The following is a 26,712-nucleotide window of genomic DNA, read 5'->3' on the forward strand; positions in this document are numbered from 1 at the left end:
GATATCTTCAAATTAAGATTTATATTCGAAAGAAGATCACCGCTAGCACGGTGATCCGCCCTCTTTAAAGGTTCTCTCCGCATAAATTCCCAATTTTTTAAGCAAAGCTGTCGCTTCCTGCTGCTCCTGCTGTGTAAGCCCCTCTACCGCAGCTTCAATGACGCTCGCATGCTGTGGGAACACCTCTTCTATAAATGCAGATCCAGCACTTGTTACTTCAGCGTAAATAAGTCGTCTGTCCTCTGTGGAAACTCGGCGCTTAGCGAGCCCTTTTTTCTCCAGCTTATCAACGACATACGTTATATTACCGCTGCTCATTAGCACCTTACTGCCGATTTGCTGCAGAGGCTGAGGGCCTTTATGATATAAAAGCTCCAGTACACCGAATTCCGTACGATTCAAGCCATGCTTACGAATATCTCTGTCGCCATGAGCAGACACCCATTGACTAGCGCGCGATAACGCAATATATAACTCCAGCGCTGCTTCCGACTGTTTGTAACGATTCGTTACACTCATGATAAGCATTCCTTTCTAAAAACATCTTAAATTTAAGATAACAGAACATTCGACAACTGTCAACGTTATCTTTACTTGACTTGATTTATGATTATCGGTATTCTGAACATAATCCTAATATATGAAAGCTATGAATAGAAAAAGTAATTGCGATACGCATGTTTAAGCGAGTCGATGGCTGGTGAAAAGATCGACACATGCCGCGTAATGAATGGGTCTATTCGCTGCAACCTGAACGACACGACTCCTTGTCGTGCTAGTAGGCATTGCCGGCGCTCACCGTTACCGAGCTGATTTTGGCAGAGCTTCTGTCAAAATACAAGTGCGACTAAGGTCGAATTTGGGTGGTACCGCGGAGATCAAGCTTCGTCCCTTCTTTTAGGGATGGAGCTTTTTTTATTTACTTTAACAATCTATAAAGAGGTGGATCATCATGAAACGTATGTTGTCTGGTATTAAACCAAGTGGTGTGCTCAATATTGGCGGCTATTCTGGGGCATTAAGTCAATTTGTTCGCAATCAGGAGGAATACGAGTGCTTCTTCTTCATTCCTGACCTGCATGCTATTACTGTCTATCAGGACCCTAAGGAATTGAACGAGCGCTCTCGTGAGCTGGCTGCGCTATACATTGCAGCAGGTATCGATCCTAAGCGTTCCGCTGTATTCCTACAATCCTCCGTGTCTGCTCATGCAGAAATGGGCTGGTTGATGGAAACACAGGCTCACTTTGGTGAGCTTAGCCGAATGACACAATTTAAAGATAAGTCTGATGGCAAGGAAACCGTTAGCTCCGCCCTCTTCACTTATCCTGCTTTAATGGCTGCAGATATTTTATTGTATCAAGCTACACATGTCCCTGTCGGTGATGATCAGAAGCAGCATGTAGAGCTTACACGCGATCTAGCTAGTCGATTCAACAATCGCTACGGAGAAACCTTTATCATTCCTGAGCCGATTATTCAGGATACAGGTGCACGTATTATGGGGCTGGATGATCCATCGAAAAAAATGAGCAAATCCAATCCTAACGCAAGCAGCTACATTCTGATGACAGATGAGCCAGCGGTTATCCGCAAAAAGTTCTCACGTGCCGTTACCGACTCCGAAATGTCCGTACGCTACGACTGGGATACGAAGCCAGCCGTGAGTAACCTTATCGAAATCTACAGCGTATTTTCAGGCCTATCGATTCCAGAGGTGGAGAAACACTTTGAAGGGCAAGGCTACGGCAACTTCAAAAAGGAGATTGCTGAGGTTGTTGTTGCTAAGCTAGAGCCAATTCAACAGCATTTTAAAGAAATCGTTCACTCCGCAGAGCTTGACGCTATTCTTAAAGATGGTGCAGAACGTGCAGCAGCTATCGCTAATGAGACACTGCTGAAGGCGAAACGCAACCTAGGCTTTCTTATCGTGTAGTTCCTTTACCTTTCATTAGATAATAAAGAAGGGCAAGCAGATGGAGGATATGACATACTCCACTTGCTTGCCCTTTACTATTCAGCTTATTCATCCATTGTTGTCATTTACGACGATCCACTTCGCTCTAGCAGCTCTGATGAGCACCCACTTCAGCATAGTCTAAACATGCGAGCGATGATTCAACGAGCAAGCCATAAGCACCGCGCCGTATGCCGCATCCTTTATTGGCATAATCAGCTTCACTTGGGGGTAGGTGCTAGCGAGCTTCCGCTCTAACGCACTATGCACAAATGGCGATTTTTGCAGCACGCTGCCTGAGATTGCAATCGGGCTACGTTGCAGCTTGAGCCTCTCAATGACCGGAACAATGAGCTCATACAGACTCTCTGCTGTGGACTTCGCAAGCTTCAGTGCCTGCGCATCTCCTAGCTCACACGCCTTCGTCATAATCGGTGCTAGCGCTGCAATGTCCTTCTTCGTTGTGTGCTTGCCATATACGAAGCCGATAATGTCTTGAACGGTACGCAAACCGAGCTGCTCATACACCATTGCAGGTATGATGGAATCCTTTAATCTGCCATCCTCCGCTTGAACAAGCAACGATAACAATTGACGTCCAATACTGTAGCCGCTGCCTTCATCATCGATTAAATGGCCAAAGCCACCTGTACGATGCTTTTCTCCATATCCGTTCACACCGAAGCAGATCGAGCCCGTCCCCGCGATAAGTATAATACCCTCCATCGCATTTTGCGCGCCATAGAGCGCGATCTCTTGATCACCCGTAATATATACAGGACCTTCATAGCCTTGAGCTCTAACATTTTGCTCTAGCTTAATGCTAACCTGCGGATTGCTAATGCCGGCAGCGCCGATAACGATTTGGCTTACTTGATCAAGTGAACCGCAGCTTTCTTTAATCGACTCGAACATTTGCGCAAATGAAGCCGCAATTGTCTCTTCATCCCCGCCGTTATAGTTGATCGCCCCTACATGAAATTGCTTCAGAAGCTCACCTTGTTCATTAGCGACATCTACTGCTGTTTTTGTTCCTCCGCCATCAATGCCAACGACATATGTCATAATTAAATATCCCCCCTTTGCAGCTCTACTGTTACCCGAATATTATAAGGCTATCGTTATTTTTGCGGTAGGTTTAAATTTGCCCGATAACACCGGTACGAGCGATTGGAATGCACCTTGGGAATATTCAAAGGCTGCAAGTCCTGTGCATTCACCTTTCAGCAGCGAAAGATCATATGGTCGACCTAGCGCAACGGCTGTCACATGTAAGCCTGCTTCCATTAATGCATGGGCAAGCTTAAGCTGACCTGTGTTCTCTCGACCGTTGAACAAACCTAGCACGATGCGCTTGTAGTCCTTTGCTTGATCAACAACTGCTTGAATCTGTTCCTCATTAGGATCGACATCGACGGCCACATAGGAAGCCTCAAACTGTTCACCCATATATTCAGCAAAGTTCAATTGATCATTTACACTGCTTGAAGCCATATCGGAACGGTAGGAGTAGGCGCCGACAAACAACACCTCTTTACTACCTTCTTGTACTGGCTCTAGCTCTCCCTTCACTAAGCATATCGTCTCTGTACGAATGAGTTCGTTAGAGCGACGATGCGTATCGCAGCCAACGATGTCTGTATTAGGCGCTGCTACGTCAGCTACTTCTGCTTTGTAGGCGAGTATTTTAGATACTGCGCGGTCGATTACCGCTTCCTCAAGCTCACCGGAAGCGATAGCTGCCTCGATTAGCTCGATCGCATCCTTAACGACCGACGGTGAATGACTAATAAAGACAAGATCGACGCCAGCCTTCACCGCTCCAAGCGCGCCTTGTGCTGTGCCATAGAAGCGTTTGATCGCATCCATCTCTAAGCAATCCGATACGACAAGACCTTTGAAGCCGAGCTTTTCCTTCAGCAGCTCCGTAATAATCATATAAGACATCGTTCCCGGCACACCTGACTTCTCGATTTGTGGGAACAGAATATGCGCACTCATAATCGCCTTGGCACCTTGCTTAATGGCTTCAACGAACGGACGAAGCTCTAGCGCCTCCAGCTCTTCCAGCGACTTGTCAATCGTCGGTAAGCCGATATGGGAATCTACATTCGTGTCGCCATGACCAGGAAAATGCTTAAGTGAGGACATAACGCCTCCATCAAGCAGTCCCTTCATCATTGCGATACCGTATTCCTGAACAACCTCTGCAGAGTCTCCGTACGAACGCACATTAATGACGGGATTCAAAGGATTGTTGTTAATATCCATAACAGGAGCCAGATTAAAGTTAATGCCAAGAGCCTTCAGCTCGCGTGCCGTAATGCGTCCTGCAGTATATGCATGCTCAGGACGACCCGTAGACGCAATCGCCATTGCACCTGCAACATTCGTTGCATCGCTAGGCATACGCGTCACGCGGCCACCTTCCTGATCAATCGTAATAAAGCCCGGAATTCCTGTATAGGAAACAAACCATTGCTGAAGCTCACTTACGAGATTACCAAGCTGCACCTTATCCGCAATGTTATGTGAGAACAGAATAATATTTCCTACTTTATATTGCTCAATAACTTCCCTAAGCTCACTAGACAGCGTCGTCGATGGAAACCCTGTAACGAACATTTGCCCAATCTTCTCTCTAAGCGTCATTTGCTCTAATGTTTTCATCTCTATCCCTGCCTTATTTATATATATGATAATCCTTTTTCAGTTCAGCAAACTGCTTGCTCTCCTCAGCAAACTGCTCAAGCAATTGCGCCGCGGTCACATTGGGTTGACGGTATACGTTGTCGCCGCACAGCAAATCAATAAACGGGCGAGAGCCCTCCTTAATTGGTGGTAAAAAGGAAAATTGCTCATATAGATCTCGAATCGTAAACATCAGCGTTACACCGACGTCAAGCGGTCTAATAAGCTGTTCATCTGTAACATAAAGCTGTACACCGCCACATAGCTCTCCTGCATGCTTAGATACCGTCGGCTTGAAGTGAACAGGGCGGAACCGAACGCCAGGCAGCTGCTTAGCATTCATGACATCAGCAAGCTGCTGTGCTTCAATGTAAGGCGCACCGATCATTTCAAATGGGAAGGTCGTTCCTCTACCCTCAGAGCAATTTGTTCCTTCGAACAAGCATGTGCCCGGATAAAGCAAAGCCGTCTCATAGCGAGGCATACCAAGCGATGGATGAACCCATGTTAGGCCTGTCTGCGGAAAACGCATCTCACGCTGCCAGCCAGACAACGGTACAACATGCAGGTCAGCATTCCAGCCCATCTGGTCATTGGCCATCGTCGCAATTTCCCCCGCGGTTAAGCCATATCGAACAGCGAGCTCATAATTGCCAACAAACGACTTGAAGCCTTGCTTTAGGATATTCCCCTCGATAGTCACACCGTCAAGTGGGTTAACGCGGTCTAGCACGACAAATGGAATGCCAGCCTTTGCACAATCCTCAAGTGCATACAGCATCGTATAAATAAATGTATAATAGCGAACGCCTACATCCTGAATATCATAAACCATCACGTCGACGGCATCGAGCATTTCAGCCGTAAGACGTTTAGAATCTTTACGATATAAGCTGAATACCTTCACACCCGTATAAGGGTCCTCATACGTATCAACAAGTGCACCTGCATCTAAGTCGCCACGAACACCATGCTCTGGCGAAAACATCGCTGCAAGATTGAAATTTTCATGCAAAATCGATATCGTCGAGCGAAAATCAGTCGTAAGCCCTGTAGGTGTCGTAATTAATCCCACTCGCTTTCCTTCGAGCTTATGACGGTCATTCAATAGCATATCTACTCCGTTAAGTACCATATCATGCTGCCTCCTAGATAGGTGATGGGTGAAAAGAAAGGGAATGCATCCTGGTTCCAAGAAACACTCCCTTTTGATGCTATTTATATTTATTAGAGTTCAAAATCCGATTCAATGCCCTATACGCTACAGACGCGATACATCGTCATCAAGGCTGAACTTTTTGAACTTCCCATTTAAATAATGGTTCAAAAAGTTGGCCTTCAGGACCAAGAAGATGAAGTGATACTAGAAAGCGAGTAGCGCAGCGTACGTAGTTGGTACGTGAGCAACAGAGCTTTCGGTAGAGCTTCATATTCGACGTCGACTAGGCTACAACGCGATACATCGTCATCAAGGCTGAACTTTTTGAACTTCCTCTTATAGGGTGGAGTGTCTCAGTTTCATTGTTTCGGGGGGAACCATAAACGCCTCCGCATACATCTTTCTCGCTTCGCAGCCGCGAACAACAGCTAATGCTTTGTAGTAGTCCAGGTACTTAAAGGACTTGCTGCCTGTGACGAACCAATGCTTGCTAAGCGCCTCGATCCATAGATCGAACGCAGCCTGATCGAAATCAACGTAAAGATACGGAACATAATCCACCGCATCCTCCCAGTTTTCCGAGTAAAGCAGTTTTGCTGCAAAATGGTTAGGAAGCTCGCGCTCAATCGTCGGCATGCTAGCGTAAAAACGTGCATCGTTGACGATATGATGAGTGAGAGCATGATCCTTATGCATGCTGTTTTTCCAATGTGTAATAATGACATTAGGCTTCACTTGACGAATCACATCACAAACTTCCATACGAATTTGCTCTGTGTCCGGCACCTCGCCATCTTGATAGTCGAATACGAATGCCTCACCGCCTAGCATTTGAGCAAAAGTATGTGCTTCCTGGACCTTCTGCTCACGGTACTGAGCCATATCCTGACCTGCCGGCACGCCGCGCTCTCCTGCTGTTAGTGCAAGCGTAACGATTCGATCTCCCTTTAAGCTATGGCTGGCAAGGACACCGCCTGATGCCAGCTCGACATCCCCCACATGTGCGCCAATTGCTAAGATGGTTTGCTTCTCACTCATATTAATTGCTCCTTTCGCAATATGGAAAACTGCTTCACGACTTGAAAGCCAGCTTTTTCATAGATTCGGATGGCAGGATTATTGCTCCCTGTAAACAATGAGACATAGTCACAAGCATTGCTTTGAAACGCTTCCACCATGTGGAAAAACAATACACTTCCAAGCCCATGACCTTCATGCTCAGGGTGAACACCAATCCCTGTAAAATAAGCACGCCCATTGGGCTGCCTAACAATCGGACCTGCGAAGCCAACACAGCGATCACCATGTACCGCTGCAACAAATGGAATGTGACGCGCTGCCGCATCGGTAATTTCTTGCTGCCATTGCGGATTTCCGAGCGCTGTTAGCAGCTCCTCCAAATGCTCATGCTTTTCAGGATCAAAATATTGCACACGATAGCCCTTTTCTGCGGCCTTCTGCTCCTTCGCGGCAATATCCTCTGGTATCGTAAAATGACCAAGCTTTAAGTACATGCCGCATTGCGTTGCACGGTCGATATACCCTCGTTCTATAAGACACTGATATAGCGGCACATCTTGGCTAATTCCAGGCGCGTTATTATGCTCATGCTCCAGTGCTGTCGGTATATTCCATACCAGCTTTACTGGATTGAAGAACAATACCTCCGCCTGTGTTTTGCCAAGTGTCTTAAAACGCTGCTCCAACTTATCGACGAAGCGATGATACAGCTGCTGATCAGCGTCTTTCTTAACCCATGCACAGGTGATATAGCCCGCAACCTCACCAAGCGGCAAATCATCACCGACACTGCCAGCAGCAAAACCAATTAGCTCGTCCTCGTTGTAGGCAACGAGCACGCAACCCGAGTCATAGTATTGATGCTGAATAAAGGTGCTGAGAAACTCAGCTTCCGTAAGTGGCTTATAATGATAAATCGTAGCCACTTCATTCCACAGTGCTACGACTTCTCCGACATCCTCGATTTGAAAGCTTCTTATGTCCATACGGTTTCCCCCATTAGGAGCGTATTATTGGATTGGCCAGCTCAGCTTACCCATCACAACTGGCTGACTTGCTCCTGTTACGTTAGCAATATTGTTGGGTAATCGCTGCATCGTATAATGGGCCAGTAGCCCAAAGGCGATCGCTTCCTTCGCATCACTGCTTCCGCCGATATCCTCCTGCGTCAGCACTTTGACACTATTTGGTGTAAACAGCTGCTTCAGATAGCTAATGAGCGTTACGTTATAGCTGCCTCCTCCACCAACGAGCAGCTCATGTGCCGGATGTTCATCAGCAATAAAGTGCTCATAGCTATAGTGAATCGACCAAGCAGTCGCATAGGTAACGGTTGCAATAACATCTTCTGCACGCCATTGTTGTTTACGCATCATCGTAAGGATTTGCTCTGCATACTGTGTACCGAACCGTTCCCGACCGGTAGACTTAGGCAGAGGCATCCGGTAATAGTCATCCTGCTGCAGCCAAGCTAGCAGTTCATCAATCAATTGCCCTTGAGCAGCAATCTGCCCTCCGACATCCATCGTTAGCGGTGCGAACAGCTGTGCAACGAGTGCATCGATGATCATGTTGCCCGGTCCTGTATCGAAAGCATAGACATCCTCTGCTGATGCTCCCGCCGGCAGTACCGTTACATTGCCGATGCCACCGATATTTTGCAGCAGGCGTGTCTTACGCTCACTGCGATACAGCAAGTATTCCGTAAATGGAACTAGCGGCGCACCTTGTCCGCCAACCGCCATATCTGCAATTCGAAAATCTGAGACGCAAGGAATTCCTGTTCGATTGGCGATAACCGCACCTTCACCAATCTGCACCGTAAAGCGTACCTTTTTTCCTTCGATACTATGATCCCAAGGCGCATGATAGATCGTTTGACCATGAGAACCGATAACGCTAATTTGCTTTGCCTGGAGCCCACTCTTCGCAATAACGGAAGATGTGGCTTGGGCGTAAAGCTCGCCCAGCCACATATTCATCATTCCTACTTTGTCTATCGTTGCAAGCGCAGGATCAAAAAGCTCAAAGATTCGATCTCTTGTCTCCTTAGGGAAAGGCGTATTCTCAAAGGCAAGCAATTGAACGCTTACCTCCTGCGCGCTTGTGCTGTCAATCTCAATGACTGCCGCATCAATCCCATCAACAGAAGTACCCGACATTAGCCCGACGACATAGGTTTTAGACATTAGCCCTTCACCGCTCCTACCGTTACCCCTTCAAGGAAGTATTTTTGAAGACTGAAGAATAGAATAAACATTGGAACAGCTGAAATTGTCGCACCCGCCATCATTGGCGCAAAGTATGTTGTATTTGCAAAACGGAAGTTTTTCAGACCAACCTGAATCGTCTGCATATCCATCGTGTTCGTTACGAGGAATGGCCAGAAGAAATCATTCCAAGCTGCCATAAACGTTAGAATTGCAAGTACAGCCATGACCGTTTTAGAAAGTGGCGCAATAATGTGCCAGAAAATTTTCGGTTGAGAACAGCCCTCGATTTTTGCTGCCTCTAGAATTTCACCCGGAATGGATGACATGAACTGCTTCACAAGGAAGATGTTGTAGACCGTCACGATGCTAGGCATAATAAGTGCGGGATACGTATTTTGCAGTTCGAAAATGTTAACAATTAGAATATAAAGTGGTACTTGTGTAACTTGGCCCGGAATCATCATGGAACCTAGCAGGATTGCAAACAAAATGTTTTTACCTTTAAATTTCATTTTGGCAAAAGCATAGCCCGCTAGTGTTGCGAAGATTACGTTGGAAACCGTAATACAGGCTGCAACAATGAGAGAGTTCAATAGCCAATCCCATGAATACGGACTAAAGTTAAAGAAGAATTTATAGGACTCGAATGATATTTTGTTCGGTATTAGAGAGTAGCTCATCGCTCCAGCTTCCACTGGATCTCCAAATGAGGAGATTAACATAAAATATATCGGGAAAATGGTAGCTAAGGCAAACAGGACTAGGAACGCAATAATCAAGCCATTACGGACGAACAGAGCCCATTTGCTTTTGAAGTTGTTATTATATAAAGCCATATGTTCCGCCCCTTTTCCTAGTATTCGATATCTTTACCTAAGAACTTGAATTGAATGAAGGATACAATTGCAATAATTGCTGCTAGTACTAGAGATTGTGCTGCTGCCTCACCAAATTCGAAATATGTGAACGCATTGTTAAAGATTAACAATCCTACCATTGTCGTTGCATGGTCTGGTCCACCGCCTGTCATTAGATAAGCGTTTTGGAATACTTGGAAGGAACCAATGATACCAGTAACGAGTAGGAAAAGCGTTGTTGGCTTAAGGAAAGGTATGACGATAAACCAAAGCTTTTGCAAGAAGGTTGCACCGTCAATTTCAGCTGCTTCATAGTAGCTGTTATCGATTCCAAGTAATGCAGCTAGATAAATAATAATAGCTGTACCATGACTAGACAGCCATGACATTAACACGAGAGAGAACATTGCTGTTGCACTGGAACCAAGCCAGTTTTGATTTTCCATCCCAAAAAACATAACAATTTGGTTAGCGATACCGGATTTTAACGGATCGAAGATCCACAGCCATACGACAGCCATTGCTACACCTGATGCTACTGCAGGCAGATAGTAAATTGCCTTAAACACCGTTTGTGTTCTTTTCTTAAAAGGAATAATAAGAATCGCAATAAGAAAGGAAATCAAAATATTAATTGGTACAGTTAGTAGTGTATATACTGCTGTATTTTTAATTGCCTTCCAGAATAACTCATCCGTAAATGAATTTTTAAAGTTTTCTAGACCAACATAAGTGGACCCTAATGGTCTGTATTCCTGTAAGCTAATCATAAAAGCATTAATAACCGGATATGCGGTAAATAAACAGAACGCAATAAGAGCCACTGCGATAAATGCATAACCCCAACCGCTATCACTTTCGAGTCTTAATTTTCTTCTTTTAGTCAACGTTTGATTCATTGGGCCGCACCTCTCTTCTTCGTACAGTACAAACACAGGGACTATATTCAGAATGAAAGCTGTACGTTCAATCTACGTACAGCTTTCACCATCCTAATCATTTATCGATTAGTCAACTACAACGCCATCTTCACCGAAGGATTTAATTGCAGCAGCTTTAACTGCATCATACATTTCTTGAGGTGAAATCTCGTCAGCTAGCAATGCTTGCAGCTTAGGAACAATAACCTCAGTTTCAATTTTAATTGCTTCAGCAGCAAGTTCAGTTGGAATATCTGTGCGCGCTGCTACTGCTTTAGACATCATAATTTCATCAGCTTTAAGGTTTTCTTCGCTGCGAGGATACACTTCAAGCACCTCAGCATTGCGTGCAGATTCAGAAACCGGGCTCAAGAACAGCTCATTCGTGAAGTTTGCTGCAACAGAACCAGAAGACAGGTAATGAATCGCTAAACCAATGTTGTGAAGATGTGCTTCACTTGGCTCTTTTTTACCACGTAGTGCAATGAAACCATCTACAACTGCTGTCGGAATGTAATCTGCACCGTTGAATGAAGGTACTGGAAGCGCGATGTATTCTGCTTCGATAGAATCAGCTACTGCAGAACCGTCGTTCGCTTTAATCTTTTCATTGTTTAGACGAGCAGAGTTTTCAAAGCTTGCAAGACCTTTACCAGTAATCATTGTTTGACCTGTTAGGAACATGTTCCAACGTTTACCAGCATCGATAGAGCTTAGCTCTTTAGGCATTGAACCATCGTCGATCATTTGACGGATCGCTTCAAGTAGGCCTAGGAAGTTTTTACTTGTGTAAGTGAATTTGTAATCTTCATCAAAGTACTCTGGAAGACCAGCAGATTTAGCCATAATGCTTAGGTAGTCTTTAGATGTAACACCAGATGTCGCGAATACAAATCCGTAACGAGATGTATTACCTTTATCATCCTTAACTACACCAGCTTTAATCGCTTCACGGAATTCATCGTATGTCCAGCCGTTTTCTTGAACAGCCTTATAATCAATTCCTGCTTCCTCAAGGAACTGCTTGTTACCACCGATGGAGTGAATAGCAAGATATGCAGGCAAGCCATATTGTGCATCACCTAGCTGGAAGAACTTCATTGGTACTTCATCATAATCAGCTTTAACTTCATCAGAAAGAACTTGGTTAAGATCTAGAAGCACATCTAGTGCAGCGTATTTTGAAATCGCCGTTGAACCAACCCATGCGATATCTGGTGGAGAACCTGCATTCACTTGAGTGTCAAGCTTTTGAGTCATATCCTCCCAGCTTGCTGGTTCAATTTTCAAAGTCAAGTGTGGATACATTTCATTAAACTCTTTTTCCATCTCTGGAAATCTAGCTTGGAAGTTTGCCGATGCTGGTGGCAGCAATGCAGTGATCGTGTCTTTCTCTAATGATTCACTACTGTTACCACCTGAATTCGTTGCATTGCCTGCATTGTTCGTCGCATTAGGCGTGTTATTGTTTTTTCCTCCGCAAGCTGCCAGCAATGATACGAGCATGATTACGGTTAACAACATTGTAAAACCACGTAATCCTTTTTTCATGTTTAATGCCTCCCCGTTTTTTAATTACGTCTAACCTAGTCTTACTCGCTTTTTCTTTCTACTAACTCGACATAATTGCATGAATCGCTTCTTTCAATCTGCCATTATGCTGAGCCAGCTGCTGCTCTGCTTCCTGTGCATCAAGACCTGTCTTAATCATCATTATCGCCAATTTACAGTTCATTGATGCTTTAGTAAGTGTGTCAGAAGCAGTTGTAGAATCTACGCCAGTCGCTCGCATAATGATGCGAACAGAGCGGTCCACCAGCTTAATATTGCTAGCCTTAAGGTCAACCATCAAGTTATTGTAGGTTTTCCCAAGCTTCACCATCGTGCAGGTGGTAAGCATATTAAGCACAAGCTTTTGGGCAGTCCCTGCCTTTAAGCGTGTGGAGCCACTAATGACTTCCGGACCAACAACAGGTGCAATGGCCACATCAACAATTGGTTCCAGCTTAGAGCCTTTGTTGTTACATACAGCAATCGTCTTCGCGCCGAGCTCTCTTGCCCTAGTTAAAGCACCAATGACAAACCTTGCACTCCCGCTCGCTGATATGCCGACCACAACATCCTTGCTGGTAACTCCAATCTCATTGATTAAGGCAATTCCTTCTTCCAAATTATCCTCGCAGCCTTCAACCGCATTACGCAAGGCCGTGTCTCCACCTGCGATAAACCCTTGAACTAAGGAAGGATCAGTACCAAATGTTGGTGGACATTCAGAAGCATCCAATACACCTAGGCGGCCGGATGTCCCCGCTCCTATATAAAACATTTTCCCACCATTAGCTAGACTTTGGTGTAGAATATCTACCGCTTTTGCAATATGCGGAACTTCCTTTGCTACAGCTGCAGGTACCAAAGCATCCTGTTGATTCATAATCTGCACCATTTGCTCTGTTGTGCATTCATCAATCATTAAGGTGTCCGGGTTAATTGCCTCTGTCGTCAATCCCGCAAGGTAGTCATTCATAGTCTCCCTCCTCGCTGTCTATACCTAACATTTAATTTACATATATACGTCAGGTTTGTTCACAACTCCTATATATCCATCTTAATATACCGCTTACAATACGTCAATACTTTTTGAAATAAAATTTCAAACAAAAATATAATTTTGTTGTTTTGTTTCAAATTGTGCAAAAAAGAGACATTAATCTGCAAATGATTAATGTCTCCATCCCTTTCGCACGTTAGCGTCTATGTTTGTCTATACTAACGTCTATGCTTTTTATTTAATATGTTACGCGTCTTTTTTAGATGTACCTTTACATGCTCGTATTCAGCACTAGCAACTCCTGCAAATAAAATATCGATAACGGTCAGCATAGCAATACGCGAGCCCATTGCGCCACTTCGGATCGTCACCTCTGGCGTAGAAATGCTCAGCACGATATCTGCTTTCTCTGCTAGCTCACTTTTTGTATATTTCGTAATGGCGATACACTTTGCTTTATTTTTTTGGGCTATTTCTAGTGCATCCAATATTTCAATGGTCGCCCCTGAATTGGATATAAAAATAGCAACGTCATTCTCCTCCAGCAAAGTCGCTGCAGTCAACTGACTATGTCCGTCCGTATAGGCATGACACATTTTTTGAATCCTAGAAAATTTCTGCTCCCCATCCATGCAGACGAGACCTGATGCTCCAACGCCGAAAAACACAATTCGTTTACTTGTACGCAGCGCCTCAACTGCTCGCGCGATTTCCCCATTATCAATCACGCTTAGCGTATCTTCAATCGACTTGCAATTGTTTAATGAAATATTAGAGATAATGGTCGACAGCTCATCTCCCGGCTGAATATCAGTATACTGCGTCTTCTGCTCTTCCTCGCGAGAACCTAGAGACGCAGAGATGCTTACGATAAAATTGCGATAGCCGCTATAGCCCATGGTTTTACAAAACCTGAGCACAGAAGCATCACTTGTTTTGCTAGCCTGAGCCAGCGTCTTAATTGAAAGATGAGGAATTTCTTCTGTGTTTTCCAAAATATAGTCAGCAACCATTCGTTCAACTGGAGTCAGGCTATCCTTCATCTCACGAATTTTAATTAACACATTACTATTAATACTCATAATCTACCTACTCACGATTATTTTCTACCTTATTAGAAGACAGCTATACTCTATCATAAGGAAAGGACATCAAGCAAAACTCGTAGAATGAATGCTACTATCTAGATGTATGACCGTGATGTATAGTCACAATTCGACAGCTTTGACTACTTCGAGCATAGCATTCGCTCATGTAAAAAGTCAACAATGTGCATAGCCTGCATCGGCTGCTGTGGCTTATGCTTCTCGATACCAAGCTTCATCTGCAGCAGACAGCCTGGATTGCTTGTCAGCATATAGCTCGCCTCAGTGCGATCTGCATGCACCATCTTATGCTCCAGTATGCTGCCAGCCATCTCCGGCTGTACAACATTGTAGGTCCCTGCGGAACCACAGCAACGATCCGATTCTACCATCTCAATATACTCGGTATTCGCCACGTTCTTCATTAGTGTTCTAGGAGCGCTTGACCCTTTCATTACATTGCGTAAGTGGCAGGAATCCTGATACGTCACTTTAACATGTTCAGTCTGGGAGGATCTATCTGCAAACTCTAGCGGATTCCCCTTCTCCACAAGTAGTGTACTAATATCAATGACGCGCTCTGCAAACCATTTTCCATCTTCACGGTATTGCTCATCCTGTGCTAGCAAATGGTCATATTCTATGAGCAGCGCACCACAGCCACCTGCATTTGAAACGATATAATCGACACCCAGCTCCTTAAACACATCGATGTTCGTTTTCGCCAGCGCTCTTGCATCTTCCATTTCACCACTATGTGCATACAACGCCCCACAGCATACTTGTGCGTCTGGAATGTGCACGTCAAAGCCTGCTGCAGATAGCAGCTCAACAGTATTTACATTCGTATCAGCAAACATAACATCCATAATGCAGCCACGGAACATCGCTACTGTGCCAACCTTCTTGCCCTTTGCAGCATAAAAGGTTCCCATTCGCTCAACAACACCTTTACTGCTCGCTTCAGGCAATATCTGCTCCATCTCGGCCAGATGCTTAGGAAACAGCTTCATGATGCCAGTGCCACGTGCTACCTTTTGCAAGCCAGATTTCTGGTAGAAAGCTAGCGAGCCTCCAAGCAGCTTCATGCTGCCTCGTTTAGGGAATACTCCTTTAAACAGTGTTTTGCGCATTATCTTTACTGGAGCTGAATGCTGGGCATGCTCCTCCAACGCTTCCTTTGTCTGCTCTATAAGTTGCCCGTATTTCACATCTGCTGGACATGCCGGCTCACATGCACGGCAGCCAAGACATAGGTTCATCTGATCCTTGAACTGCTCATCCGGCTCCATCAATCCATCTACCGCTGCCTTCATCATCGCAATTCGGCCGCGTGGTGATGCTGGCTCCATCCCTGTTTCGTTAAAGGTCGGACATGCCGGCAAGCAAAAGCCGCAGCGCATACAATTCGTCAGCTGATCGTAATCCAGCTTCTCTAGCAAAGTGCGTGCCAGAGGGTTGCTATGTTCGATATTTGGTTTACCAAATGTACTAGCCACGTTGAATCACCACTCTCTTCTTAGCTTGCTTTGCGAACATCTTATCTGGGTTCAATAGATTGAGTGGATCGAAGGCTGTCTTAATTCCTTTCATCACTTCAATCCCCGCTTCTCCAACCTTCCACTCCAGATAAGGCGCCTTCACAACACCAACACCATGCTCACCCGTTATCGTACCTCCAAGCTCAATCGCTGCCTCGAAGATTTCGGCAAACGCCTCCTCTACGCGATGTACCTCATCCTTATCTCGTGCATCGGTCGTCGCAGTTGGATGCAGATTTCCATCCCCTGCATGACCAAACGTTGCAATATTGACGTTGTACTTCTGCGCGATAGCATTTGTTTTAAGCACCATATCCGCTATTTTGGAGCGAGGTACCGTTGCATCCTCTAATATCGTTGTTGGACGCAAGCGTGCTAGTGCTGTAAACGCACTACGTCTTGCGGTTAGCAGCTTTTCTGCTTCCTCGCGTGTCTTAGCGATCTCAAGTCGATCAGCCTGCTCCTCACGGCATATGCTATAGATCTTCTCAATATCTCGCTCTACCATTTCCGGCTCGCCGTCCTGCTCGATAATTAAAATAGCTGCCATATCTAGAGGCAGGCCAATTTTAGCGAAATCATCTACGACTCGAATGGTTGGGTTATCCAATATTTCTAGCGTCGCAGGAATAATTTGCTGCTTAATGATTTTAGATACTGTACGCGCAGCACCATAGATATCCTTATACATTGCAATCATTGTTTTCTTCGTTTTCGGTGGTGGGATCAGCTTTAGAATCGCTTCAGTAATAACTGCCAGCGTTCCTTCTGAGCCGACGAGCAGCTTCGTAAGATCATAGCCCGCTACATCCTTCGTCAGCTTCCCGCCTGTGTGAATAACCGATCCGTTAGCAAGCACGGCTGTTAATCCAAGCACATAATCTTTCGTTGTACCGTACTTCAAGCCGCGCAAGCCGCCAGAGCATTCAGCGATATTGCCACCGATGGTTGAGATTTTCATGCTGCTTGGGTCTGGCGGATAGAACAGTCCAAGCTCCTCAATATGACTACTAAAATGTTGTGTAATGACTCCAGGCTGTACCGTAGCCGTAAGGTTTTCCATGTCCACTTCGATAATCTTATTCATGCGGTGCATGACCATAACGATACCACCACTTAACGGAGTTGTGCCACCGCATAGATTAGAGCCAGAGCCTCTCGTTACGATTGGGATACGGTTAGCGCTTGCAATTTTCATAATTTCACTAACCTGCTCGGTTGTTTCAGGGTAGATCACCCCATCAGGTAAAGCTTGAAGCATCGGTGTACCGTCATAGGAATGCGCAATAAGTGCTTCCTGATCGGTTCTAAAGTATTTATCGCCAACAATTGCTTTGAGTTGTTTGCTTATTAATTCTGTAATCACAATATGTCCTCCTTATCAGAAAGTGAACAGGTCATCTGATGACTTTGATATTGATTATAGCTTAAATGAGGTGTACAGTATAGTCAATGACCAACAATTTTTTTGGAGGTATTATGCAACCAATTAAAGTGGAAACGGAAAAAGGACATGAAATCGTGAAGCGCATGATCCTTTCACAAATAGAAGAAGGAACACTTCAGCCCGGCGAACGATTACCCTCTGTGGTTGATCTTGCCACGGCTTATGGCGTCGGACGCTCGACCATTCGAGAAGCACTAAGTGCGCTTAAAGCAACAGGCTGGATAGATGTGAAGCATGGCGGGGGCACCTTTGTCAGCAAAACGCTGCCTACCTTGCAAGCAGATATGAAGGACCCATTTGCAGAAGCGGATGATCTAATAGAGTTGCTAGAGGTGCGCATCTGGTTAGAAAGCGGAGCCGCTGTTAGCGCGGCGGAGCGAAGAACGCCACAGGATCTTACTACACTTCAGCAAATTGTGCACAGGATGGAGCTTGCACTGCAGCAGGATGACACCGCGCTAAGCGAGCAAGCCGATATCGACTTTCATCTTGCGATAGCAAATGCGTCACATAACCAACTGCTTAATTCGCTCATGAGCTCACTGTCCAGTAAGCTAACGGAGACAATCGGTAAGTCAAGACAGCTATGGTTTTTCGAGGACAAGTCTTCAGCGAGCCAGCTGCTTAAGGAGCATCAAATGATCTATGAGGCCATTGCTGAGCAGGATGGCGAAAGAGCAAGCCAGCTGATTACCGCTCATTTGCGCAAGGTTAGAATGGTATTGAAGCGAGGCAATGTAACTTAATATAGATTGATGTAATGCAGGAATTATGCCTGTTAGAGATTCGAGATGTTGTTGTTGACCAATATAAAAATCACACTATAGTAGAGTAATAATAGAACCTAATACTATAGTGTGATTTTTCACGTTTTTTAAGATGCACTTCAACTCTATTCGCCCAACATTTACCATGTTATAATCAACATAGCAATAGACAAGCTTATATGGGCGGTCGGCTACCTCTCTACAGAAGGGAGGGATGCCTAATGACAGTTTTTGAAGCACTGATGTTAATGTTTACCTTCGGTACACTTATCGTGTTGATACTGTCGTTCAAAGACAAATAGGCCGCCCCTCAGGAAAGGAATGGCGGTCTACTTGATCTGCTTTTAATTAACCTGATATAAGCCTACCGCCCTTAAAAGCGGCTATTGCAACGGGAGTCGTGTTACCAGCACGGCTCCTTATGCATTATACGCAAGTATAGCAAGTATTTATACTCATATTGTACCACGAGTGATTGCGCTCATCAATAAATTGTGATAACCGTTAGCTCTAGCCGTTAGATGCTTTATCAAGCTGCTTGCTGCGCAGCTGACCGCATGCCGCATCGATGTCAGTGCCATGCTCCAATCGAACGCTAACGCTAACCTTATGCTTCTTCAGCATATCGTAGAATGCACGAATGTCTTCCTGTGTGCTGCGCTGATACTGACTATGCTCGTCAACTGGATTATACGGAATCAGATTGACATTCACCATAGCTTTACGCGACTCCAACAGCTCCGCTAGCTCGACAGCATGCTCAAGCTGATCATTAACTCCTCGAAGCAATATATATTCAATCGTCGCACGGCGATTAGAATGCTCCAAGTAATAATCAATGGCAGGCATTAGCTTTTCAAGCGGATATGCTTTGTTGATCTTCATAATGCGCGAACGCAGCTCATTGTTAGGTGCGTGCAGCGAAATCGCAAGATTTACGCCGAGATCACTATCCGTAAAGTCTTTGAACTTGTTCACCAAACCGCTTGTTGATACGGTAATATGGCGCGGACCAATCGCAAGTCCCTGATGATCCTTCACCGTACGAATAAAGTTTGACATATGCTCAAAATTATCGAACGGCTCACCAATGCCCATCACGACGATATGGCTTACACGATCTCCATTGCCTTCCGCGTCAAGGAAAAACTGCACCTGCATTAGCTGCTCAGTGATTTCTCCACTCGTCAAATCACGACTTTTCGCAATTAAGCCGCTCGCGCAAAAGCTGCATCCGATATTGCAGCCAACCTGAGTCGTCACACATACTGACAGACCAAACTTATGGCGCATAAGCACCGTCTCGATCAGATTACCGTCCTTGAGCTGGAACAAAAACTTCACCGTTCCATCCTGAGATTGCTGGCGTGTATGCTCAGATAGTGTTTCTATAACAAAATGCTCATCTAATAGAGCAATCGTTGCAGCGTTAACCTCGGTCATATCACTGAAGCTGCGAACACGACTGCGATATAAATTGCGCCAAATGTGCACTGCACGCGAGCGTTTCTCGCCTTGCTCCTCTAGCCACTGAGATAGCTGCTCAAAGGTTAATCCATAAATTGATGACTTCATACTTTTCTATCCTCATTCCGCTCAGGAGTGTGGTCATAGCTGATCTACTGATCACAGACATACTGACATGACCTATTGACTCCAAAGCTTATAATATCCATTTTATATTCGCTCTCTATTTTCCCAAAATTAGCGCCACAATACAAGTAGCTTTATTGATCAGCCATCGGAATGTCGACTTCAATCGTATCTGACAAATAATTAGGGTAAGCTACGATAGGAAAACGAATCGGATTCGTATGGTCTTCGAGTACAAAACGATGCGTCGTTCGGAAAACCTCACCTGAACTAGCAGAGCTCGAACTAAAATTTACGGTTTCACCATTCGCATCAATACCCGTAGAGAATAGACTTGCTATATACTGTTCGTTGAGCCATTCTGCTCCAACGTAAATAAGTGAATCGTTATTAACCGACAATTGCCCTTCCATATAAGGTGACTGATATAATACTTTCTGCTGTTCGAAATCAACCTCGATATAGTCTTGCCCCTTAGGCAATGCTTCAATCTCACCTAATCGCAACGTTAGCTTCTGTGGATCCCGGAAGTAATTACTTTCAATATAAAGCGAGTAGCCCTTCTCATCAAAGGTTCCCATTGAAATCACACCACCCGATGCAGCTCCCCACTGCTCACCATGCTCATCTATAAGCTCCAAGCTGCGAACACTAAGCAGCCTCATGCTATTGCTTTCATCCGCACGCAGCTTCAGCTCTGCCCGAAGCGGCGAGATGTTCAGCTCATCAATCCAGATCTTCTGATCGTTGATAACAACCTCTTTGGCGATAGAATAGCTTTTCGTCTCAGCAATCGGTTGCTTCAGCTCGAATGGAATGGTCATAACCGTCTTATGCTCATCTGTAAATGTCAGTTCTAGCTCAAATTGCTTAGAGCTATAATCTAGCCCTCCCTCCCCATGGACTCTGATCTCATCTTCAATGGCCAAATCACCATCTTGATGAAAAAAGGAATAGCTAAAACCAGTCCCCATCTCTTTCCCACCATGAAGTAAGCTAATCCCTCTTAGATCAACACTATCTAACAATTCGGGATCATTTGCAGCAACTCGATAATAGATAATCATCCCGGACTCATCTGCAATGACGCCCTTTAACGTGAGCTCTAGACCATTTTTTGTAACTGTCTGATCAATCACTTCATAATATTCATTGTCTACAATGTCCTGCATTCCTTTATCCTGATTGCCTGCAATTAGCTCCACTAGCTCCGCGACAACTGGAATGTTCGCTAACGAGCTTGCAAACACCGGTGAAACACGAATACCTATAATAAACGCGATCACAATGCTTGCTGCCATCGCACCACTAATGAGCCGCAGCTTTAATTTCCTAAGACGTAAGTCACGAGCTTCTTGCTCTGCTCTACGCTTCCCCTCTAATATAGCATGCTCAAGCTCTAGTTCTGGTACGGCAATCGTATCGAGTAAATTCATATATCGATCTTGTTTATACTCATCCATTATAGGCCCTCCTCTCTGAATAGATGTCTCAGCTTGCGCAAAGTATAATGCAGCTTCGATTTAACAGTGCCTTCCGGCAGCTTTAGCTGCTTGGCGATCGCTGCATTCGTTCGATCCTCAACATACTTCATATAAATCAGCTCACGCTGCTGTTCGTCTAATGCCGACAAGCTATCCAGCCACTCCACATCAAGCGGCTGCTCGTATGGAATTTGCTCATATCGCTCAACTTCACTTGGCAGCTCTCTTTTCTTTTTGCGCAGCATATCACGGCATATATTCATCATGATTCTCGTCAGCCACGTGCCAATGTAACGAGGCTCTTTTACGGTATGAATGCTACGAAAGCAGCGGTAGCTCAGTTCCTGCATCGCTTCAACCGCATCATGCTCATTTCGTAAATAGCTGTAAGCAATACGGTATAACGGCGATTTATAATGCTCCAGCAAGGCAATTACTGCTTCCTGATTCCCTTTGATCGCTGCACGGACCAACGGCTCCTCCAGCATGCTCTTCACCTCTTTCTACACATTAGACACGCGAGAACAGTATTTCGTTCAAATCTTAGAAAATAAATATACAAAATAAAAACGGCAATCCATAAAGATCACCGTTTCATTCTATCACTTTTATTAGGCATGCTTTTGAATTAATGAAATTTGCCCTGCATGAATTCCTGAATGATATATAAGCTGAACAATGGCATCAAGCGGAGTGAAGATGCCACGAGGTGTTTTTACCTCCTTGTTCCATTCTTCCGCAGACATAGATAATATGGCATCTTTCACTGTCGCATGAGATGCTTTAAGGAGATCGATATGCTCCTGCAAATTCAGGAACTCAACCTTTGCATGTGCGGGTCCACGCAGCGTATAATAAGTAAGCTCTTCTGGCTTAGACTTGCCGAATACCCACTCTGCGTAAACATATTCCACCTCTGCGCTATGTCGAAGCATATATCCAATCGTTGCTGGTCCGATGGCCAAGCTTAATGCATCCTCTGGGAGTCCACTGACCATATTGTGGAACCGAGACTGAGCCATATCCCACATTGCCACGATGGTTTTCGTATCCATGATCATCTAGACCCTCCTTAACGATTCGCTTGTTTAGCCCCTGCACCATGAGCATCACGATTCACATGTTCAAAATAATCACCTGTGAAATCAACATCGAACGCTTGGCCAAAGCCTACGACATAACGACCTGTCGTCAACGTCAGCTCAAACAATGAGAAGTCTAGCTTTCGCAGCATATTAAAGGTAGGAGCACCAAACTTCTCTTCGAATTTTGAAAACACCTGCTCATAGCCACTATTACCGACGTTAATGGCTGTTCCTTTAAACCGAGCGCGTTCCCTTGCAAATATGTTTTTTGTCGTTGCTTCATCTGCTGCGAGCATGACATCAACCGCGCGGTTTGCTTCAAGATTGCGATAATGCTCGGCCATTTGACTTAAGTAAACATATACTTTGCCATTATGCTCGACGTAGGGAGCATACGATAAAAACGGTGTGCCATCCAAACTAATCGTGCTTAAAAACAGAGACTTCATACTGCCTATTAGCTGCTTATAGTTATGCTTAAGTGCCGCTGCATCTACTGACTTCACATTCATTTCTTTCACTCCTTTACATGTTCATGTTATGTACAACGTATATATGACATTTTTGACTTATGTACTGCTAGCTGAAACCTATACCTTCTAACGAAGAGGTAATTGATAATTGTTATCAATTAATATGTATGCAGTTTTATAAAAAAAAGACTTTATTATTTAGCTGACTTAATCCCTGACATTGTGCAATGATCAAGGGTTTTCGCTAATAATAAAGTCATGTTGGAGAATGTTCCTTCTGATGATTAAGTAAATATTGCATAAACTGCTCGGGTGTTAAATTTCCCTTTTGCTGATTACACGTTAAACACGCACAAACGCAATTCACGGGCGTTGTATGCCCACCCTTGGCACGTGGTACGAGGTGATCAATCGTATCGCCATACTCTCCGCAGTAATGACAAGTATGATGATCACGAGCTAGTATAAATCTTCGAAATTCCTTACTACTATAGATCATACGTATCGTGTATGGATTAATAATGACGGCTGCGCCTTCCTTAACAAGCAGCTTTGCCTGTGCAGGATCGACCTCTTGAATCCAACGGCGCCCAGTATCTGACCGTCCGCGCATCCGAACTACCCCGCGCCACGTTGGGCGCAAATCATCAGCATGAAGCCCATTACTATCTGGCTGCCGATGATAGAGCAGCGGCTGCCGTTTCTTTCGATTCCAGCGCGCTCTGCTAGGAGTAAGCTGCAATGCTAATGACCATTTAGACTCATCAATATACTGTCCAGCTGAGGTTCCTGCTTGTCTGCATTGCTTGCATGTTCCACGACGACTGTCTGGTCGCTCGCGTCTGCCAGTTCTGCGCAGAAAATCATGGAGCGGCTTTTCTTGTCCGCAGCTTATACAATACTTCGTCTTTACCTCCACGATACACCCTACTTCCTTCCGTCCGTATAGTACTTCGATTATAGCATACAATAAGACTCATGTTGAATGCCTGGGTTTATCACAGTAAGGTTAATATCATCAGGTGTGACAAAAGTCACTTTCTATCTGAGCACAGTTTATTATAGTATTTATGGTAATGGTCACCAACTACTAGGAGGTAAATTATGTCTAATAAAATTATTCACATTCCAGAAAATCCCGTATCGCGCTTTCTATTTACTAGCACGCAAGCTGCTTGGTTTTGGTTAGTCGTACGGCTTTATGTAGGTTATACGTGGTTAACAGCCGGTTGGAAGAAGGTTAATAGTGATGCTTGGACAGGTGAAAATGCAGGGGTCGCTGTTAAAGGCTTCATGCAAGGTGCGCTTGCAAAGGCAGAGGAAGGGAAAGACGTATCGTCATGGTATGCGGCATTCCTAGAAAACTTCGTCATTCCAAATGCGAAAGCTTTCTCTTATGTCGTCGCTTTCGGTGAAGTACTTGTTGGCTTAGGCTTGATTTTAGGTCTACTAACAGGTATTGCCGCTTTCGCTGGTGGTTTGATGAACGTCAGCTTCCTGTTTGCAGGTACAGTAAGCTCCAATCCTCTACTGTTCATCCTTGCAACGTGGCTTGTGCTTGCATGGAAAAATGCAGGCTGGTATGGACTTGACCGCTGGGCACTGCCATTGCTAGGCACACCGTGGTCACGGAAGAAAACTTCGACCTATGAATAACAAACGATAAAAATAGAAGCTACATCAACTATAGAATCTCAACTCCACTTACTGGGGAAGAGATTCTTTTTTTTATTACTGCAATATTACTTTTTATATCCTTCCAGTTGTATAATTGCGATAACTCAATGTTTTGATGTTATTTACATTGGGATTAATTTCGGTTAGTTAGTAAAAGAGATGTTTTCCAAATGCATTAGTAGTGTTCTTATTTGAAATAGCTGAGAATGGGTGAATATCATTGCATAGGTATATGTTCTCGACAACAAAAAAAGCAGAAAAATACATCGATCAGATTGTACACCAACTGGTAATATTATTTAATGTCTCACATCAAGAAGCAATTGGTCGCGTCAATAGACATTGGACAAATTGCGAGCATATTGATGATGAAAGCATGATTTATCATATGCTTCCTGATGAGTGGGCACATGAAGTATATTATGGAAGTGATTCAATGTGGTGGGGCAAAGATAAGAGTGCTTTAAGCCCTCTACCATATGAAGATGATATAAAATAGCTAAGTATGGATGTTCACTATAATAACATTCGAGAATATAATTCCTTCTCCAACGGACAAAACCTCGAATTCCACGTTATGTTGCGGAATTCGAGGTTCTACTGTTATCTTACACATATTATTTCCCAAATTATTTCAAAAATTTCTCGCTACCATCGTACGTGCCGATGATGCCGTACAGGTCAGGACGACGATCACGGAATACGCCCCACTCAATACGCATCGTTTCGATCTCATCAAGATCAAATTCTGCTACTAGCACAGTTTCCTCTGTGCGTCCCGCTTCTGCCACCTTGTTGCCTTGTGGGCCAGCAATAAAGGACGAGCCATAGAACGTAATCGAAGAGTCCTCATCGCTTTCTAGACCTACACGGTTAGATGCTACAACAGGCACGAGGTTAGAGCCAGCGTGTCCCTGCATACAGATTTGCCAGTGATCCTTAGAGTCGATCCCGCTGTCCTGCGGCTCAGAGCCAATTGCAGTTGGGTAGAATAGAATTTCTGCACCCATAAGCGCCATGCAGCGAGCTGCTTCCGGATACCACTGATCCCAGCAAATGCCTACTCCGATTTTTGCATATTTTGTATCCCAAACCTTAAAGCCTGTATCGCCTGGGTTGAAATAAAACTTCTCTTCATAGCCAGGTCCATCTGGAATATGACTTTTACGGTATAGGCCTAAAATTTCACCGTCAGCATCAATAACGACGATAGAATTATAGCGCGCATTGTTTTTCTTCTCGTAGAAGCTGATTGGCAATACAACGCCAAGCTCTTTCGCTACTTGCTGAAAATGCAGGATTGCCGGGTTTTTCTCCATCTCTGTTGCATAGACGTAATAGTCTGCCTTTTCCTTCTGGCAGAAATAGTACGTTTCGAACAGCTCCTGCAGCAAGATGATTTGCGCACCTTGCTTTGCTGCTTCACGCACAAATGCATCTGCCTTCGCAATATTCTCTTCTCTTGTCGCTTCACAGCTCATTTGAGTTGCAGCTACTTTTACTTTTCTCATCGACATTTTTTCCTCCAATCATCGCTTCGCATATTCAGCGCTTCGCTTATCCATCTCTAACGCTCGAACCTTCAGCGCTTCGCTTATCCATCTCTAACGCTCGAACCTTCCTTCGTCAGGAGGTCGCTTTTAGTGATGGATAAGCTTCGCTGGTGTTTTATTTTTGTATTTATCGCTTGCGATGTTGCAAGCGTTGTGTGACTAATCTTCGTGGCGCTTAGAATACTCATCGCTCCGCCCACCCCCTCCATCGCTTAACATTCCTACGGAATGAGGGGCGCTGATGGAAAGGGCGAGCTTCGCTGTTGTCTGTCATATTCGATGCCGAGTTCACTTCAATGAGCTACTTCGTAATCAACTTCGGACTTTTTAACTACTTCTTCCAATAGAGGCTCAAAAATTCGGCTTTCAGGACCGAGAAGATGGGACGAAGCTAGAAATTACGGAGCGCAGCGTACGTTGTTGGTACGTGAGCACCGTAAATTTCGACTGAGTTCCATATTCGACGTCGACTAATCTACAACGCTCAGCATCGTCATCAAAGTCGGACTTTTGAGCTACCTCTTCCAATAAAGGTGTAAAAGCTGGGCTTTCAGGACCAAGAAGCTTGCACGCTAGTAGAAAACGAGGAGCGCAGCGTACGTTATTGGTACGTGAGCACCGGAGTTTTCGCTAGCGTTCAAG

Annotated in this window: 26 protein-coding genes and 1 other annotated feature; of the genes, 5 read left to right on the forward strand and 21 right to left on the reverse strand. The window is 44.7% G+C overall.

Annotated features, from left to right (window positions below):
• Positions 1-42: 42 nt before the first annotated feature.
• Positions 43-519 carry a MarR family winged helix-turn-helix transcriptional regulator gene (locus tag M3180_RS19580; protein ID WP_251670661.1) on the reverse strand — a complete coding sequence of 159 codons (477 nt, stop codon included), beginning with the start codon at positions 517-519 and terminating at the stop codon, positions 43-45.
• 121 nt (positions 520-640) lie between these two features.
• Positions 641-896, forward strand: a binding site (T-box leader).
• 56 nt (positions 897-952) lie between these two features.
• On the opposite strand from M3180_RS19580, the gene trpS reads away from it, so the two are divergent.
• Entirely contained in the window at positions 953-1,936 is a 984-nt protein-coding gene (gene trpS / locus M3180_RS19585) for a tryptophan--tRNA ligase (protein ID WP_251670663.1), read from the forward strand.
• Between the two features lie 162 nt (positions 1,937-2,098).
• On the opposite strand, the gene M3180_RS19590 is transcribed toward trpS, so the two are convergent.
• The 13 genes from M3180_RS19590 to M3180_RS19650 form a co-directional block, all read right to left on the reverse strand.
• Positions 2,099-3,022, reverse strand: a complete 924-nt coding sequence (locus tag M3180_RS19590; RefSeq protein WP_251670664.1) for an N-acetylglucosamine kinase — start codon at positions 3,020-3,022, stop codon at positions 2,099-2,101.
• Positions 3,023-3,064: 42 nt separating this feature from the next.
• A complete protein-coding gene (locus tag M3180_RS19595) occupies positions 3,065-4,627 on the reverse strand; it encodes a glycoside hydrolase family 3 protein (RefSeq protein WP_251670665.1) in 1,563 nt (520 codons plus the stop codon).
• 13 nt (positions 4,628-4,640) lie between these two features.
• Positions 4,641-5,783 (reverse strand): exo-beta-N-acetylmuramidase NamZ family protein, encoded by a 1,143-nt coding sequence (locus M3180_RS19600; RefSeq protein WP_251670666.1) that lies wholly within the window; start codon positions 5,781-5,783, stop codon positions 4,641-4,643.
• Positions 5,784-6,143: 360 nt separating this feature from the next.
• The gene (locus M3180_RS19605) at positions 6,144-6,845 is read right to left on the reverse strand and encodes a PIG-L deacetylase family protein (RefSeq protein WP_251670667.1); all 702 of its coding nucleotides are present in this window, start codon (positions 6,843-6,845) and stop codon (positions 6,144-6,146) included.
• On the reverse strand, positions 6,842-7,813 hold the full coding sequence (locus M3180_RS19610; RefSeq protein WP_251670668.1) for a GNAT family N-acetyltransferase: 972 nt from the start codon (positions 7,811-7,813) through the stop codon (positions 6,842-6,844). The genes M3180_RS19605 and M3180_RS19610 overlap by 4 nt, the downstream gene beginning before the upstream one ends.
• Before the next feature lie 24 nt (positions 7,814-7,837).
• On the reverse strand, positions 7,838-9,016 hold the full coding sequence (locus M3180_RS19615; RefSeq protein ID WP_251670669.1) for an anhydro-N-acetylmuramic acid kinase: 1,179 nt from the start codon (positions 9,014-9,016) through the stop codon (positions 7,838-7,840).
• Positions 9,016-9,876: a carbohydrate ABC transporter permease gene (locus M3180_RS19620; protein ID WP_251670670.1), complete on the reverse strand. Its 861-nt coding sequence runs from the start codon at positions 9,874-9,876 to the stop codon at positions 9,016-9,018. Before M3180_RS19620 ends, M3180_RS19615 begins: the two co-directional genes overlap by 1 nt.
• A 17-nt stretch (positions 9,877-9,893) precedes the next feature.
• Positions 9,894-10,796 carry a carbohydrate ABC transporter permease gene (locus tag M3180_RS19625; RefSeq protein WP_251670671.1) on the reverse strand — a complete coding sequence of 301 codons (903 nt, stop codon included), beginning with the start codon at positions 10,794-10,796 and terminating at the stop codon, positions 9,894-9,896.
• 108 nt (positions 10,797-10,904) lie between these two features.
• On the reverse strand, positions 10,905-12,368 hold the full coding sequence (locus M3180_RS19630) for an ABC transporter substrate-binding protein (RefSeq protein WP_251670672.1): 1,464 nt from the start codon (positions 12,366-12,368) through the stop codon (positions 10,905-10,907).
• Positions 12,369-12,429: 61 nt separating this feature from the next.
• On the reverse strand, positions 12,430-13,341 hold the full coding sequence (gene murQ, locus M3180_RS19635) for an N-acetylmuramic acid 6-phosphate etherase (protein WP_251670673.1): 912 nt from the start codon (positions 13,339-13,341) through the stop codon (positions 12,430-12,432).
• A gap of 242 nt (positions 13,342-13,583) precedes the next feature.
• A complete protein-coding gene (locus M3180_RS19640) occupies positions 13,584-14,447 on the reverse strand; it encodes a MurR/RpiR family transcriptional regulator (RefSeq protein ID WP_251670674.1) in 864 nt (287 codons plus the stop codon).
• A 146-nt stretch (positions 14,448-14,593) separates the two neighbouring features.
• Positions 14,594-15,949: a (Fe-S)-binding protein gene (locus M3180_RS19645; RefSeq protein ID WP_349774498.1), complete on the reverse strand. Its 1,356-nt coding sequence runs from the start codon at positions 15,947-15,949 to the stop codon at positions 14,594-14,596.
• Positions 15,942-17,357 carry an FAD-binding oxidoreductase gene (locus M3180_RS19650; RefSeq protein WP_251670675.1) on the reverse strand — a complete coding sequence of 472 codons (1,416 nt, stop codon included), beginning with the start codon at positions 17,355-17,357 and terminating at the stop codon, positions 15,942-15,944. Before M3180_RS19650 ends, M3180_RS19645 begins: the two co-directional genes overlap by 8 nt.
• 113 nt (positions 17,358-17,470) lie before the next feature.
• Here M3180_RS19650 and M3180_RS19655 point away from each other — a divergent pair, with 113 nt between their 5' ends.
• Positions 17,471-18,184, forward strand: coding sequence for a FadR/GntR family transcriptional regulator (locus tag M3180_RS19655; protein ID WP_251670677.1), 714 nt, complete (start codon positions 17,471-17,473; stop codon positions 18,182-18,184).
• Between the two features lie 242 nt (positions 18,185-18,426).
• Complete coding sequence (locus M3180_RS23075; RefSeq protein WP_432806962.1) at positions 18,427-18,507, forward strand: putative holin-like toxin; 81 nt, start codon at positions 18,427-18,429, stop codon at positions 18,505-18,507.
• 208 nt (positions 18,508-18,715) lie between these two features.
• On the opposite strand, the gene rlmN is transcribed toward M3180_RS23075, so the two are convergent.
• From rlmN to M3180_RS19685, 6 genes are all read right to left on the reverse strand, one after another.
• The gene (gene rlmN / locus M3180_RS19660; protein ID WP_251670679.1) at positions 18,716-19,780 is read right to left on the reverse strand and encodes a dual-specificity RNA methyltransferase RlmN; all 1,065 of its coding nucleotides are present in this window, start codon (positions 19,778-19,780) and stop codon (positions 18,716-18,718) included.
• Positions 19,781-19,932: 152 nt separating this feature from the next.
• The gene (locus tag M3180_RS19665) at positions 19,933-21,261 is read right to left on the reverse strand and encodes a DUF4179 domain-containing protein (protein WP_251670681.1); all 1,329 of its coding nucleotides are present in this window, start codon (positions 21,259-21,261) and stop codon (positions 19,933-19,935) included.
• Positions 21,261-21,770 (reverse strand): sigma-70 family RNA polymerase sigma factor, encoded by a 510-nt coding sequence (locus M3180_RS19670; RefSeq protein ID WP_251670683.1) that lies wholly within the window; start codon positions 21,768-21,770, stop codon positions 21,261-21,263. Before M3180_RS19670 ends, M3180_RS19665 begins: the two co-directional genes overlap by 1 nt.
• Positions 21,771-21,893: 123 nt before the next feature.
• Complete coding sequence (locus M3180_RS19675) at positions 21,894-22,337, reverse strand: DinB family protein (RefSeq protein ID WP_251670685.1); 444 nt, start codon at positions 22,335-22,337, stop codon at positions 21,894-21,896.
• Between the two features lie 17 nt (positions 22,338-22,354).
• The gene (locus M3180_RS19680; protein WP_251670687.1) at positions 22,355-22,879 is read right to left on the reverse strand and encodes a HugZ family pyridoxamine 5'-phosphate oxidase; all 525 of its coding nucleotides are present in this window, start codon (positions 22,877-22,879) and stop codon (positions 22,355-22,357) included.
• 217 nt (positions 22,880-23,096) lie between these two features.
• Positions 23,097-23,759, reverse strand: a complete 663-nt coding sequence (locus M3180_RS19685) for an HNH endonuclease (protein WP_251670688.1) — start codon at positions 23,757-23,759, stop codon at positions 23,097-23,099.
• A 185-nt stretch (positions 23,760-23,944) separates the two neighbouring features.
• Between M3180_RS19685 and M3180_RS19690 the strand changes: the two genes are divergently transcribed.
• Both M3180_RS19690 and M3180_RS19695 read left to right on the forward strand, forming a co-directional pair.
• Positions 23,945-24,496, forward strand: coding sequence for a DoxX family membrane protein (locus M3180_RS19690; RefSeq protein WP_251670691.1), 552 nt, complete (start codon positions 23,945-23,947; stop codon positions 24,494-24,496).
• Between the two features lie 241 nt (positions 24,497-24,737).
• Positions 24,738-25,016, forward strand: coding sequence for a hypothetical protein (locus tag M3180_RS19695; RefSeq protein WP_251670693.1), 279 nt, complete (start codon positions 24,738-24,740; stop codon positions 25,014-25,016).
• A 130-nt stretch (positions 25,017-25,146) separates the two neighbouring features.
• Here M3180_RS19695 and aguB read toward each other — a convergent pair whose 3' ends face one another.
• Positions 25,147-26,028, reverse strand: coding sequence for an N-carbamoylputrescine amidase (gene aguB, locus M3180_RS19700; protein WP_251670695.1), 882 nt, complete (start codon positions 26,026-26,028; stop codon positions 25,147-25,149).
• Between the last annotated feature and the right edge of the window lie 684 nt (positions 26,029-26,712).

It is taken from the genome of Paenibacillus camelliae, from assembly GCF_023715345.1.
Lineage (GTDB): Bacteria > Bacillota > Bacilli > Paenibacillales > Paenibacillaceae > Pristimantibacillus > Pristimantibacillus camelliae.